9 protein-coding genes are annotated in these 14,248 nt (G+C 63.2%); 5 read left to right on the top strand and 4 right to left on the bottom strand.

What is annotated here, in order from left to right; all coding sequences use genetic code 11:
- Positions 1 to 61: 61 nt before the first annotated feature.
- Both JWP26_RS19010 and JWP26_RS19005 read right to left on the bottom strand, forming a co-directional pair.
- Positions 62 to 622, bottom strand: coding sequence for an AprI/Inh family metalloprotease inhibitor (locus JWP26_RS19010; protein WP_299731500.1), 561 nt, complete (start codon positions 620 to 622; stop codon positions 62 to 64).
- Positions 623 to 820: 198 nt separating this feature from the next.
- Complete coding sequence (locus JWP26_RS19005; protein ID WP_299731497.1) at positions 821 to 1,048, bottom strand: hypothetical protein; 228 nt, start codon at positions 1,046 to 1,048, stop codon at positions 821 to 823.
- A 191-nt stretch (positions 1,049 to 1,239) separates the two neighbouring features.
- On the opposite strand from JWP26_RS19005, the gene JWP26_RS19000 reads away from it, so the two are divergent.
- The 5 genes from JWP26_RS19000 (at position 1,240) to JWP26_RS18980 (ending at position 7,810) form a co-directional block, all read left to right on the top strand.
- A complete protein-coding gene (locus JWP26_RS19000) occupies positions 1,240 to 2,346 on the top strand; it encodes a microcin C ABC transporter permease YejB (RefSeq protein ID WP_299731494.1) in 1,107 nt (368 codons plus the stop codon).
- Positions 2,343 to 3,485 carry an ABC transporter permease gene (locus JWP26_RS18995; protein WP_299731491.1) on the top strand — a complete coding sequence of 381 codons (1,143 nt, stop codon included), beginning with the start codon at positions 2,343 to 2,345 and terminating at the stop codon, positions 3,483 to 3,485. Before JWP26_RS19000 ends, JWP26_RS18995 begins: the two co-directional genes overlap by 4 nt.
- On the top strand, positions 3,482 to 5,071 hold the full coding sequence (locus JWP26_RS18990) for an ABC transporter ATP-binding protein (protein WP_299731488.1): 1,590 nt from the start codon (positions 3,482 to 3,484) through the stop codon (positions 5,069 to 5,071). The genes JWP26_RS18995 and JWP26_RS18990 overlap by 4 nt, the downstream gene beginning before the upstream one ends.
- An 89-nt stretch (positions 5,072 to 5,160) precedes the next feature.
- On the top strand, positions 5,161 to 7,014 hold the full coding sequence (locus JWP26_RS18985) for an extracellular solute-binding protein (protein ID WP_299731485.1): 1,854 nt from the start codon (positions 5,161 to 5,163) through the stop codon (positions 7,012 to 7,014).
- A gap of 94 nt (positions 7,015 to 7,108) precedes the next feature.
- A complete protein-coding gene (locus JWP26_RS18980) occupies positions 7,109 to 7,810 on the top strand; it encodes a thioredoxin family protein (protein WP_299731482.1) in 702 nt (233 codons plus the stop codon).
- On the opposite strand, the gene JWP26_RS18975 is transcribed toward JWP26_RS18980, so the two are convergent.
- Positions 7,807 to 12,144: a translocation/assembly module TamB domain-containing protein gene (locus JWP26_RS18975; RefSeq protein ID WP_299731479.1), complete on the bottom strand. Its 4,338-nt coding sequence runs from the start codon at positions 12,142 to 12,144 to the stop codon at positions 7,807 to 7,809. The genes JWP26_RS18980 and JWP26_RS18975 overlap by 4 nt on opposite strands.
- On the bottom strand, positions 12,144 to 14,042 hold the full coding sequence (locus JWP26_RS18970) for an autotransporter assembly complex family protein (RefSeq protein ID WP_299731476.1): 1,899 nt from the start codon (positions 14,040 to 14,042) through the stop codon (positions 12,144 to 12,146). The genes JWP26_RS18975 and JWP26_RS18970 overlap by 1 nt, the downstream gene beginning before the upstream one ends.
- Positions 14,043 to 14,248 lie beyond the last annotated feature (206 nt).

Raw genomic sequence — 14,248 nt, 5'->3', positions numbered from 1 at the left:
GCTGTACGTGAGCACCGGAAGCGCAGTGAACCGCCGTTTGCAGACCGGCCTCAGTCAAATCCTAGCGCTGCATGGTGATGGCTTGACCGCCGCCGAGAACACCAATGTAACGGCCGCCGCTTGGCGTCAGCGAACCGGCGATATTGCCGTTCACATCATAGAGTTGCAGCTGCGCGCCGACCTGCTGCCACCCGGCAACCGCGGCCAGGCTCGGCAGGGCACAGCCCGGAGCCGAGGCGCGATAATAGTTTGAGCCTTCCTTGAGCGTCAGCGGCAGATTCAGGCGGCACTGGCTGGTTCCCGCCAACGCAGTCCACACGCCTTCAGGGCCGGAACTAACCATGCCCGGCTGGGCGATCGGCGCCAGCTGGCCATTGACCATCGCCGTCTGCGTCCCGCCCTGGATAGGCGGCAGCGTACTGAACCCGCCTGCCGGCTGCGCCGCAACGCCGCCTAATACGGGCTGTCCGGACAGGCCCGGCGCCGGAGCCCCGGTCGCGCCAATGGCCGGCAGGCTGCCCTGCGCCACGGTCGAACCCTGCACGGGGCGCAGTTGCGACGGCGCCTGAATGGTATTGAGACCAGCCGTATTGGAGGCCGTCGAGCATCCGACCACAGTCATTGCCATCATCGCCAAGCCAACTGCTGACAACGATCCGCGCATCCAAACCATCATCGGCTTGCTCCTGCCCAAGGCTTAATAAAGGTTAACATTTAGCCGGCTTATAGCCAAACCACACTACATGTTCAATCGCCGAACCTATCGAACTCAGCAATGCCTGTGAATCTGGCTTATTTTGGGGTCAATGCCCGCAAAACCCTATGGTTCCAGCATTTCGCGCAACAGGTCGTCCGCCAGCACCCGCGCGTCCGCCGCTTCCTCCTCCGGGACCTGCACCGGCACGCCCTTCGGACCGAAAACTCCCGGTAGTCCCGGCAGGCCACCCTCGCCCCCCTCCAGCGGATGAAATCCATGCGCCCTAAGCGCCACCACCAGCACCCGCGCCATTGACGGGTCCTCGACCTGGGCGATGATTTCAAAGCTCATGAATTGCCTCCGTTTGGACTATTCGATCCTGAACGGCACGCGTTCTTGCCGCAACCCCTCACGCGCGCATCGCTTGCATTCCTCCCGCTTGCATGCTGCATTCCCCGCCAAGCCGTTTCACCGCAAGGTGATTTGCCGCTCGGCACGCGCGATTTAGGGTATGCGGCGACACGCTCGTCAAAGGGAACGGAATGGGCGCCTATATCCTTCGCCGCCTGCTGCTGATGATCCCGACCGTCTTCGGCATCATGGCGATTTCCTTTCTCGTCGTGCAATTCGCTCCCGGCGGCCCGGTCGAACAGGCCATCGCCAATATGAGCGGCGCCCAGAACTCGATGACCCAGCGCGTCACCGGCGGCGATACCGGCGATTTTACCAACGCCGCCCCCCAGCAAGCCAACGCCGCCAATGTCTCCACCTATCGCGGCTCGCGCGGCCTCTCGCCCGAACTCATCGCCCGCATCGAAAAGCAGTTCGGCTTCGACAAGCCACCGCTCGAACGCTTCGGCATGATGCTGTGGAACTATCTCCGCTTCGATTTTGGCGACAGCTACTATCGCGACATTTCGGTGGTCGACCTGATCAAGGAGAAGATGCCGGTCTCCATCTCGCTCGGCCTGTGGATGACGCTGATTTCCTACGGCATTTCCATCCCGCTCGGTATCAAGAAGGCCATCACCGAGGGCTCGCGCTTCGATGTCTGGACCTCAACCGTCATCATCGTCGGCTATGCCATCCCGGGCTTTCTCATCGCCATCGCCCTGATTGTGGTCTTTGCCGGCGGCAGTTTCTGGTCGCTGTTTCCGTTGCGAGGGCTGACCTCGACGGGCTTTGACAGCTTCCCCTGGTATCGTCAGGTCATCGACTATTTCTGGCATCTGGTGCTGCCCATTATCGCCATGGCGCTCGGCGCTTTCGCCACCACCACCATGCTCACCAAGAACTCGTTTCTCGACGAGATCGGCAAGCAATACGTAACCACCGCCCGCGCCAAGGGCCTCACCGAAAACCAGGTGCTCTACCGCCACGTTTTCCGCAACGCCATGATGCTGATCATTGCCAGCTTTCCCGGCGCTTTCGTCGGCGCCTTCTTCGGTGGCTCGCTGCTGATCGAAACCATTTTCTCGCTCGATGGCCTGGGCCGCCTGGGCTTCGAAGCCATAACCAGTCGCGATTATCCCGTGGTCTTCGCCACGCTTTACGTCTTCTCGCTGCTCGGCCTCGTCATCGGGCTCATCTCGGATCTCGCTTATATGTGGGTTGATCCGCGCATCGATTTCGAAAGCCGCCAGGTATGAGCGAGATCGCCGCCGAGGCCGCCGCCACCGCTCCACCGCGCGCCGATTGGCTCTCGCCAATGAACCGGCGCCGCCTCGACGCCTTCCGCCGCAACCGGCGCGGTCACTGGTCGCTGTGGATTTTCCTCGTCCTCTTCGTCATCACTCTGGGCTCCGATTTCATCGCCAACGACCGGCCGATCCTGATCAGTTACAAGGGCGAACTGCTGTCCCCCGCCTTCGTCGACTACCCCGAGTCCAAGTTCGGTGGTTTCCTCGCCTTCACAGATTACAGCGACGAGTTCATCGCCGACGAGATCGCCGCCAATGGCTGGACGCTGTGGCCGCCCATCCGCTTCAGCTACAATACCGTGGACAGCTTCACCCCCCAGTCCGGCGCCGTCTCCCCGAGCTGGATGATGAGCCGCGACGCTCGCTGCGCCGGCTATCCGCTGCTCGCCGCCGATCCGGGTTGCAATTGGGGCACCTATCACTGGCTGGGCACCGACGATCGCGGCCGCGACGTGCTGTCCCGGCTGATCTATGGCTTCCGCATCTCCATCCTGTTCGGTCTTGTCCTCACCGTCCTGTCCTCGATCATCGGCGTTGCCGCCGGGGCCGTGCAGGGTTATTTCGGTGGTTGGACCGACCTGCTGTTCCAGCGCTTCATCGAAATCTGGACCTCGGTTCCCGCGCTCTACCTGTTGCTGATCATCTCCAGCGTCATCGCCCCCAGCTTCTGGGTGCTGTTGGGTATTCTGCTGCTGTTCTCCTGGGTGTCGCTGGTCGGCATTGTGCGCGCCGAATTCCTGCGCGGCCGCAATTTCGAATATATTAATGCCGCCCGCGCGCTGGGCGTTTCCAACCTCACCATCATGTGGCGCCACCTGCTGCCCAACGCCATGGTCGCCACACTGACCTTCGTGCCCTTCATCCTCTCGGGCTCAGTCGCCACGCTGACCTCGCTCGATTTCCTCGGTTTCGGCCTGCCCGTCGGCTCGCCGTCGCTGGGCGAATTGCTGGCGCAGGGCAAGAATAACCTCCAGGCCCCCTGGCTCGGCCTTACCGGCTTCTTCACCATCGCCATCATGATGACGCTCTTGGTCTTCATCGGCGAAGGCGTGCGAGATGCGTTTGATCCACGGAAGACGCCAGCGTGACCACCCCCCTCCTCTCAATCCGCGACCTGACCATCGCCTTCGGCCCCAACACTGCGGCCAAGTCTGTATCCTTCGATATCGCCCCCGGCGAAACTGTCGCCCTGGTGGGTGAAAGCGGCTCGGGCAAGTCCGTAACCGCGCTGTCCATCCTCAAGCTGCTGCCGCCATCTGCGGCGCTCTCCGGCCAGGTCAACTTCAAGGGCCAGAACCTCCTCGCCGTCTCCGCTGCCGAATTGCGCGCCGTGCGCGGCAACGATATTTCGATGATCTTCCAGGAGCCGATGACTTCGCTCAACCCGGTCCACACCATCGGCCGGCAGGTGGCGGAAGTCCTCGCCATCCACAAGGGCCTGCGCGCCAATGCGGCCCGCGCCCGCACCATCGAACTGCTCGAACAGGTCGGCATTCCCGATCCCGCCAGCCGCCTCGCGTCCTATCCACATCAGCTTTCGGGCGGTCAGCGCCAGCGCGTCATGATCGCCATGGCGCTCGCCAACGAGCCCGACCTGCTGGTGGCCGACGAGCCCACCACCGCGCTCGACGTCACCGTGCAGGCCCAGATCCTGCTCTTGCTCAAGGAACTTCAGCAGCGCCTCGGCATGGCCATGCTGTTCATCACCCACGATCTGGGCATCGTTCGGCGCATCGCCGACCGCGTCTGCGTCATGACCCAGGGCGAAATCGTCGAGACCGGCCCCGTCGCCCAAGTCTTCGACACCCCGCAGCACGCCTATACCAAGCGCCTGCTCGCCGCCCAACCCAAGGGCCAGCCGCCTCTGGCCAATCCCGAAGCGCCACTCATTGTACAAGCCACCGACATCCGCGTCTGGTTCCCCGTCAAGGCCGGCCTGCTGCGGCGCACCGTCGGCCACATCAAGGCCGTCGACGGTGTCGATGTCACCATCCGCCAGGGCGAGACGCTCGGCGTCGTCGGCGAAAGCGGCTCGGGCAAATCCACACTGGGGGCAGCACTGCTGAGGTTAATTTCCTCTAAAGGCCGCATCGTCGTGCTCGGCAATGAAATCCAGCAAAAATCCTGGCGAGCCATGCGCCCGCTCCGCGGCGATATGCAGATCGTCTTCCAGGACCCCTACGGTTCGCTCAGCCCCCGCCTGTCGGTCGCCGGCATCATCGGCGAAGGTCTCGAAGTCCATGCCCCCCAGATCGGCAAGGCCGAACGTGACGACCGCGTCATCCACGCCCTGGAGGAAGTCGGCCTGCCGCCCGAAATCCGCTTCCGTTATCCCCACGAATTCTCCGGCGGCCAGCGCCAGCGCATCGCCATCGCCCGCGCCATGGTGCTGTCGCCCAAATTCGTGGTGCTGGACGAGCCCACCTCCGCGCTCGATGTGTCGATCCAGGCCAATGTGGTCGACCTGCTGCGCGAGCTGCAGCAGAAGCACGGCCTGACCTATATGTTCATCTCCCACGACCTCAAGGTCATCCGCGCGCTCGCCAATACGCTGATCGTCATGCGCAACGGCCGCATCGTCGAACAAGGCCCAGCCGCCGACATCTTCGCCGCGCCGCAGGAGGACTATACCAAAGCCCTCATGGCCGCCGCCTTCGATGTCGCGGTGATCTGACGCGAACACTTGAGCGCGTTGCCCCTATACATCCCCTCCATTCCCCCTAAACTGCCGTCACAAAACTGCCATCCGCCCGGGAGCGCCCCATGAAATTCGCAGCCCTCGCCATCGCCGCTGTTCTGCTGCTCGCCCCGGCCCTCCCTGCCTTTGCCCAACAGGACAAACCCGACACCTGGCTGCATGCCAGCTCCGCCATCGGCGAGCCGAAATATCCCGAAGGCTTCACCCATTTCGACTACGTCAATGTCGATGCGCCCAAGGGCGGCGTCGTGCGCATGGGCGCGCTGGGGGGCTTTGATACCTTCAATCCCGTCCTGCCCAAGGGCGAAGTCGCCAGTGGCCTGGGTCTCATCTACGAAACCCTGATGACCCCCTCGCAGGACGAAGTGCTGACCGATTATGGCCTGCTGGCTGAAGCGCTGAAGTTTCCGGCCGATTATTCCTCGGTCACCTTCCGCATGAATCCCAAGGCCAAATGGAACGACGGCGAACCGGTCACCGTCGCCGACGTGATCTGGTCGTTCAACACCTCCAAGGAGTTGAGCCCGCAAATCGCCCAGTATTACGCCAATGTCACTGGCGTCACCGAAACCGCCCCCGGCGAGGTCACCTTCACCTTCGATCAGACCGGCAACCGTGAGCTGCCCAAAATTCTCGGTCAGTTGATGATCCTGCCCCAGCATTGGTGGGAAGGCACCGACGCCAAGGGCAACAAGCGCAATATCGGCGCCTCGACCTTGGAGCCGCCGTTGGGCTCGGGCCCCTATGCGCTGGCCAGCTTCGAAGCCGGCAAGACCATCAGCTACAAGCGCGTCGACACCTATTGGGGCAAGGATAACCCCACCCAGGTCGGCCAGAACAATTTCGACGAATACCGCATCGAGTTTTTCCTCGACCAGACCGTGGAATTCGAGGCTTTCAAGGGCGACCAGTTCGACTGGTGGCAGGAGCCATCCGCCCGCGGCTGGGCGACAGGCTACGATTTCCCCGCCGCCAAGGACGGTCGCATCGTCCGGGAATTGTTTCCCCAGGCCTTCAACGGCTCAGGCATCCTGTTCGGTTTCGTGCCCAATCTGCGCGAACCCAAGTTCCAGGATGTTCGCGTCCGCGAAGCGCTTAATTATGCCTTCGATTTCGAAGAGCTGCAAAAGACTCTGTTCTTCAATCAGTACCAGCGCATCGACAGCTATTTCTTCGGCCTGCCATTTGCCTCCTCGGGCCTGCCCGAGGGCAAGGAATTGGAGATCCTCAATTCGGTGAAGGACAATATCCCGCCCGAAGTTTTCACTACGCCCTACACCAATCCGATCAGTGGCGACGCCCAGAAGCTGCGCGCCAATCTGCGTACTGCCTTGGGCCTGCTGACCGAAGCCGGCTATCGCCTCGACGGCAACCGCCTGGTCGATGCCGGCGGCACCCAGTTGAGCTTTGAAATCCTGCTCGACGGCCCGACCATCGAGCCGGTGGCGACCAACCTCACCACCAACCTGGCACAGATCGGCATCAACGCTACTATTCGGGTCGTCGACGGCCCACAATATATCAACCGCCTGCGCAGCTTCGATTTCGACATGGTCTACGAGCGCTGGGCGCAAACATCGTCCCCTGGCAATGAGCAGCGGTTTTTCTGGGGCTCGGCCTCCGCCAAGGAGGAAGGTTCGCAGAACTATGCTGGCATTGCCGATCCCGGCGTCGATGCCCTGATCGACAAGGTCATCTACGCCACCGATCGCGACACGCTCGAGGCCGCCACCAAGGCCTTGGACCGCGTACTGCTGGCGCACCACTACGTCGTTCCCACATACACTCTGCGCAACGCCCGCATCGCTCGCTGGGATCGCTTCAGCCACCCCGACCCCCTCCCCGAATTTGGCATCGGTTTCCCCAGCACCTGGTGGTACGACGACGCCAAGGCGGCGAAGGTGGGTGGCGGGCAGTAACCCGCCGTCACGACATCGCGAGCCTGTAACCGGAACTGCCGCACGCACGAACTTCTCATGGCGACCACCAAGGGTTGCCTGAGGAGCACGAGCCATGCGGCACATCCACACCATTGCGCTTTCCCTGCTGGCTGCGTCGGCCGGCATGGGCCTGTCCTCCCCTGCCCAAGCCGCCGGCAAAGCGCCAGTCGTGGTAGAACTGTTCACCAGCCAGGGCTGCTCCTCCTGCCCGCCCGCCAATGCCAATCTGATCACACTCAGCCAGCGTCCCGACGTGCTGGCCTTGAGCTTCGCCGTCACCTATTGGGATCGCCTGGGTTGGAAGGACACGTTCGGCAAACCCGAATTTACCCAGCGTCAGGTCACCTACGAACCGGCTTTGGAGCAGTTCGGCCCCTATACGCCACAGATGGTGGTCAACGGCACCACCACAGCCGTCGGCAACCACATCGCCGACGTTGAACGCCTCATCGATACCGCCCCGGCATTGACCGGCCCGACAATCGAGCTGGCCGATAGTCATGTCGATATCGCTGCGGGCACAGCCCCCACCTCAGGCGCCGATGTCTGGCTGGTCCGTTACGATCCACAGATTCACGAGGTGCCGATCGGCCGCGGGGAAAACACCGGCCGTACCTTGCCCCACACCCATGTGGTCTATGACCTGCAAAACCTGGGCACGTGGAGCGGCGCACCGCTCGCCCTCGGCCTCAGCGCTCCGGCCACCGGCCTCAAGACCGCAATCCTGGTGCAGCGCCCCAATGGCGGACCGATCCTGTCGGCCACGACGAACTAGTAATCGCTCTCGTAGAACACGCCGAGGCTGGAATTACCGTCCTGCCCGGCGGCGCCCTGCACCTTGAGGTCCTTGGTCACGTCGAGATTGATCGTCACCTTGCTCTGCCCGTTGGCGCCCGCCTGCACGCCCAGATAGACATTGTCCTGGATATAGGTCCCAGCCTGTACCGCCACATTGCCTTTGTCATCGGTGACGACATCCAGGTCGTCCAGCCCAGCCGCGCCGCGCAGGCTATCGAGCAGCGAGGGATTCGAGCTGCCCCCGACCAGTTCCGCCGCGGCGCCCGCCAATTTCGCCAGTTGCAGCGGCGACAGTTCGCCCATGCCACGCTTGAAGATCAGCCGGCTCAACACCTCGTCCTGCGGCAGCATCGGGGTTGATGTGAAGCTTACATTGATATCCGAAACCCGGCCGGACACAGTGACGAACACCGTAATGCCCTCCCCTTCGGTGCGCGCCACCAGGTTCAATTCCGGATCGAGATCGCCCACCAGCGTCACCGTGCCGCTTTCGAAGGTGATCCGCTGGCCCAGGATCGCCAGCCGCCCGCGATTGAGCGAAAAGGCGCCCACCGGCTGGATATCGCCGATCGGCCCGGTCAGCCGCACCGAGCCGCCCACTTCGGCGTCCAGCCCCCGGCCGCGAATAAAAATCTGGTTCGGTGCATTGACGGTGATATCGAGCAACACCCCGCCCGGCCGCGTTTGCGGCACCGGCGCTCCGGCGGCATCCACCCGCGCCCGCGCCAATGTCTGCTCGACTTGCGGCGGCGCATCGACATGCTTGACGTCGATCATCGCTGCGCCGCCGCCGAGGCTTTCTGGCACGGTAATGTCGGCTTTTTCCACCAGTACATTGCCGCTCAGCAGCGGATTACCGGTCAGGTTGCCGGTCAGCGCCAAGTTGCCCTGCACCGTCGCCACGAACATATTGCCATCGGCGTAACGTGCTGAATTCAATGCCAGTTTGACGTTGGCGGGAAAGCCGTCAGTGAGCCCTATGGAGCCGGAAGCGGCGACAGAGCCGCCGGTCGCCAGGCCGGCAGTGAGGCTTTCGATCACTAGGCTATTGCCGTTAAGGCTGGCCGACCCACTGATGCCCTGCAGCCGTAAATTCAGTTCCGGATCGATATAGCCGGCATTGCTGGTGGATACCCGACCGCCGAATTTCGGCGACGCGATGCTGCCGGAAACTTGCGCATCCAGACTTACCGATCCGCTCAACTGGCCACCGCGATCAGCCACGAAACGCTGCGCCAATGCTAGCGGAGCGTCACCCTTGAGCGTCACATTCAGCCCGTTGCCGCCTAGCGGCACCTTGCCGGAACCCGACACGGTCAACCCACCATTGCCATTGGCCGACAGGCTGGCCAGCGACACGGTGTTGTTGGCAAAAGTCCCATTGGCGCTGACGCTCATTGGCGCGATGCCAAAGTCCTTGATCGCCGCCGCATTGATTCCAGCGCCCCGCGCTTCAAAGGCCACGCGCGGATCGCTGCCTGTGCCACTGATCGTCGCCCGCCCGTCCAGCGTGCCCGCTAGCCCCAGGCTGGGCACCACCGCGTTGGCAATAGACAGCGGCAATTGGCTGATATCCAGCGCGATATTGAGCGCCTCGCCGGCCGACCCGCTGGCCGTGACGCTGCCCGAACCAACATCGAACCGCACCGCATCCAGCGATACCGTCGAGCCCGCGACGGTCAGCACCGTCGCCTTCGCTAGCCGTGCAGAAAGTTGCCCCTGTTGCAGGCTGGCGCGATCCAGTGCCAGGCGATAGCCCTCGGCAATCGGCGCCAGCGATCCGGCCAGATCGAGCTTGGTGCCTGCCGTCAATGCGGCCTGGGCGTCGAAGGTCGTCGTATCGCCGTTCTGGCTGGCCTTGGCCGCGAGGGTCGTGACGTCCACCCCTGCTGCCGCGATATCGGTGCCATTGATGGTGCCGGTCACGGCCGGCACGCCAAACAGGTCGGCGATCGTCGCGTTGAAGTCAGCCGAGCCGACACGAATGTCATTAGCCACGAGGCCCTTCACATCGCCCTGTGCTGCGGCGCTTTGCTTGCCGTCAGTTGGCGCCAACGTCACGCTGGCATTGAGCGCGCCTTGCGCCTTGATCAGCGCCAAAGCCGCCGCCACCGACACGTCGGGCGATGCAGCTTCCAGCCGCCCGGTCAGCAATCCGGCCGCATCGCGCGAGACGTCGCCGGTGACCCGCGTGCCAGCCGCCTGGAAATCCAAACCCGTCAGCGCCTGCCGCGTGCCATCCATCGCGATACCGGCCACAAGACTGGTCCGGAACCCGTCGAGCATACCGTCGCCGGTGATATTGCCGGTCAGCCCGCTCTTGTCCGAGCGCCCGGCAAAAGTCAGCGTACCCTGGCGGAAGTCGCGCCCGGCCAATTGCCCTGCCGCGAGGCCGGCGTTCAGGTTCAGATCCAGAACCCCGTCCTGGCCCTTGGCCGTGCCCAACACCTTGACCGCGCCCTTGCCCTGATCGCTCAGCAGCGCCAGGTCGGCGAGATCGAGATTGAAGGTGAAATCGGCCACCGCGCTGGAATAGCTGCCATCGGCCAGCAATTGCACCTGTTGATTGCCCAGCTTGAAATTCTGCGCTGTCAGCCCCGTTTCGGTACGCGCCACGCGACCTGATAGCGCCACGGTGCCGGCCAGAATACCGTCAGCCACATCGTCGTCGATATTAAGATTGTTTCCGGTTCCGTCCAGCGTCAGGTCGAACCCGCCCGTCAGCGGGCTCAGTGTGCCGTTGGCCTTAAGCGACAATCCGCCATCCAGTTCGCGCCCAGCAAGCCCCGAAAACGGCGCAATGCTGCTCGTCTCGATCGCCACATCACCCTTGAACTCTGGGCCATCCAACACGCCCGCCAACCCCGCCGTCAGCGCCTTGCCGACGAGGCGGAACTGCGCCAACTGCACCGGCTCACCCGCATTCCACAGCCCGGCAATGCCCAGACCGATACTATCGCCCAGCGCCGCCTTGACCTCGTCCGCAGCCTCGATGCCCGCAATGGTGCCGTCGCCATTGAAGGTCAGCCGTCGCGTCGCCGGATCGTTCAGATTGGCGGCGACACCACCCAGCGTCAGCGCCATGGTTTGCGCCGCGAAATCCCCGGTGGTCAGGCCCTTGACGTCGAGCGTCGAGCTCCAGTTCTCCGAATTATCCTGCCCGAAATTGATCGCCACCTGCGCGCCGTTGACGCTGACCGGGGCGCCGGGCACCGGCAACAGCACCGGCGTTCCCGCAGGGTCGGCAACCACCGCATTAAGCGTCAACTGCCGCAGGAAATTGTCCGGCGTGGTTTCTGCCGCGCCCTCGAGCAGCAATTGCCCGCCGCTCAGCTTCAGCCCGGAAATCGAAAGCCCGCCGCCCGTGCGCACCAGCGCATTGGCGGTCAGTGCCGACTCCGCGCCGAAGAACGGCTGGTATTGCGGCGCCATCAGGCTGGATACCGGTCCGCGCAGATCGGCCGCGATGGCAAAGCCGTCCGCCGTCTGGTTTACCGTAGCGCCGCCGCCCAGCGCCGTCTGCCCATTGGCCTTGAGCGTCAGTGTGGTCTGCAGGTTCGCCACCGGGCCCTTGCCTGCAATTGCCAGTTCGACAGCCGGCTTGCCTTCGATATTGAGCAGGTTGGCCATCACCCCATTGGGCGGCTCGGTCAGCGTCACGCCGACATCCACCACATTGTCGGCTTTGGTATAATTGGCCATCAGCGCCAGCGTGCCACCCGGCCCGTCCAGCCGCACGATATCGAGCTTGGAGGTCAGGTTGCCCCCCTCCAGGGTCAGCGCGCCATTGAGTGAAATCGCCGAGCCAAGCCCGAACACACCGTCGCCGAACGTCACCTTTGGGATCGACAATTGTTCCAGGATCACCGCCACCGGGAATTCCGGAATGGTCAGCGTGCCCGCCTCGGCCGGCGGCAGATCGACGCCCTCGGCCGGCTTGGCATTGCGCAGATAATCGATCGAGTCCGCCGTCAGCGACTTGACCTCGAGCCTCCCAAGGAACAGTGCCGCCTGGTTCCAGGTCAGCCGCGCATTATTGACCCGCAGCCACACCCCTTCGGCGTCCGAAATGGTGATTTCGCGGATGGCGATATCCGAGCCCAGCGCACCTTCGATATTGGAGAGCCGGATTTGCCGCTCCGGCGTCGAGAGCCGGTCCTGCACGAAGCTGGTGAGCCAGTCCTTCTGCTCGTCCGGGCTCATCGTGATCACGTCCTGCGCGACGATGACCGCCGGCACGGCGACAGCCAGACCCAGCACGACGAGTACGAGAACAACCAGCCGCCGCGGCAGCGATAGGAGACGGGACATCAAAACGACTGTCCTATGCCAACGTAAATTGCATAGTCCGGGTCACCCGCCCGCTTGTTGAGCGGTATGGCGATATCAGCCCGCAAGGGTCCAAGCCCGGTGTAGTAGCGCACGCCGATACCGGCGCCGAGCTTAAGGTCTTCCAAGCCCGGAAAACGGTCCGCCGCCACATAGCCACCGTCGATAAAGCCAACGACGCCGATATCCTTGGTCACCTTGGCCCGCGCTTCGAGCGAGCCTTCAAGTAGATAGCGCCCGCCGGTGACATTGCCGTTGCCGTCATCGACGCCGATGGATTTGAAACCATAGCCGCGCACCGAACCGCCGCCACCGGCGAAGAATAGCTTGTCCGGCGGGATTTCCGACAATTCCGGCCCAATCAGCGCCCCGGCTTTCAGCCGGCCAGCCAGCACAAATTGATTGTCCTCGCCAAAGCCGAAATAGGTCCGCCCTTCCAGCACCAGGCGAGCCGCGGGATTGCCGTAGTTGAACTCGTAAAACGGCTCGATATTGGCCGAGGCGAAAATGCCGCTGGTCGGATCGACCGCGTCGTCGCGCCCGTCATAGGTAATGCCGCCGTAAAGCCCGGCCAGCGAGAAATCGCGTGTGCCGAACACGTCGTCGAACCGGCTGCGCTCATATTCGACGCCGCCCTCGAAGCTGATCTGGTCGGTCAGCGTATGGTTCAGCCCCAGCCGCCCGTTGATCGAGGTCTCGGTGTATGTCGGATAGAGTGTCCGCTCTGCCGAAATCGAGGCAACGAGGTCGGTGTCCGGCGTGAACACGCCCGGCTTGGTGAAGGTGCCACCGAACTGATAGTCGAATTGCTCGGTATCGATTGGGAAAGCGATGCTGGCGATCTTGGCATCCAGCCGCAGCCGCTCGGCATGCCCGAACAGGTTCCGCCACAGGTGAAAGCCTTCGATGCCCAAGCCATCGATAGTGGAATAGGTCGCGCCCACGCCAAACCGCCGGCCTGGCAATTCCTGCACGATCAGGTTATATGGCAACAGCCCATTCGAGCCGATCGCATCAGCCGCCTGCAGTCGCGCCGCGCTGAACACTTCGAGCCGATCCAGCCGCTTTTGCGCCAGCGTGATATCGTCGGGATCGTATTCCTGGCCCGGCACGATGCCGGTTTCCCAGCGCACGAAATCGGCGTCCATATTCTCGGTGCCACTGACCACGATATCGCCGAACGCCGCCTTGGCGCCCGGATTGACCGTAATGGTCACGTCGACGGTCGAACTCGCATGGTCGGCGACCACTTCCCGATTGGCGATTTCAGCCTTGGCATAGCCCTGCTGCCGCCACGCCTCGAGCGCCAATTGCTCGGCCTTGAGCACCACGCTGGAGCGCGCGATCTCGCCACTGCCATAGCCCACGCTGGACACTGGCTCGACAAAATCGTTAGGATCACTGGTCGCGGGCGCCTGATTGACCACCTGCACCCGGTTGAACTTGAACAGCGGCCCCGGCGTCACCACGATGGCCACCGCGACCGGATCGGGCAGGTTCACATCCGGCGCCAGGCTCGAGGCTTCCACCCCGCCGACGCGAATGCTGATGCTGCCGCCGTAATAGCCTTCATTATAGAGCGCCGCCAAAATGCGCCGGTAGTCGCCGCGCGCCTTGGCCAGCAATCCAGCCGCGCCCGATGCCGGCTCCCCCGCATCCGCCACCAGCGCCGAGGCATTGCGCACCGTGGCTTCCGCCGAGCCAATCTGGGTCACCGACACATCGACCGTATAGGACTGCGGATCGGCGATGACCGCATCCGCGTCCTTGTCGGACTGGTCTTCGAACAGCTTGATGCCAAAAATTTCGAATGCAGCAGCCTGCGGCGTCCAAGCGACGCTCGCCAGCGACAGGACGATGCCAAGCGCCCCCAAACTCAATACTATCCGCGCCAGCTTCAGTGGACCGTTCCCGTCGCTCGTTCCGCCCTACCCGCCATCGGCGAGGACTGCCACCCTGACTCCGAGAGCCAGAAGATTCAGTTAAACTTGACTCTAATCGATCGCATTGACGCCATGCGCGCCTAGAACGCGTTCAAGTTCATGGCAAGTTTAGGGCTAGCCCGCGGCAATGACCACCCTTGCTG

This window comes from Devosia sp., from assembly GCF_028290435.1.
Lineage (GTDB): Bacteria > Pseudomonadota > Alphaproteobacteria > Rhizobiales > Devosiaceae > Devosia.
This window is presented reverse-complemented; position numbering and strand designations above follow the sequence as displayed.

What these genes read in the sequence shown, in the direction of transcription:
- JWP26_RS19010 (WP_299731500.1), bottom strand. Translation starts at nt 622, where the DNA reads ATGACTGTGGTCGGATGCTCGACGGCCTCCAATACGGCTGGTCTCAAT.
- JWP26_RS19005 (WP_299731497.1), bottom strand. Translation starts at nt 1,048, where the DNA reads ATGAGCTTTGAAATCATCGCCCAGGTCGAGGACCCGTCAATGGCGCGG.
- JWP26_RS19000 (WP_299731494.1), top strand. Translation starts at nt 1,240, where the DNA reads ATGGGCGCCTATATCCTTCGCCGCCTGCTGCTGATGATCCCGACCGTC.
- JWP26_RS18995 (WP_299731491.1), top strand. Translation starts at nt 2,343, where the DNA reads ATGAGCGAGATCGCCGCCGAGGCCGCCGCCACCGCTCCACCGCGCGCC.
- JWP26_RS18985 (WP_299731485.1), top strand. Translation starts at nt 5,161, where the DNA reads ATGAAATTCGCAGCCCTCGCCATCGCCGCTGTTCTGCTGCTCGCCCCG.
- JWP26_RS18980 (WP_299731482.1), top strand. Translation starts at nt 7,109, where the DNA reads ATGCGGCACATCCACACCATTGCGCTTTCCCTGCTGGCTGCGTCGGCC.
- JWP26_RS18975 (WP_299731479.1), bottom strand. Translation starts at nt 12,144, where the DNA reads ATGTCCCGTCTCCTATCGCTGCCGCGGCGGCTGGTTGTTCTCGTACTC.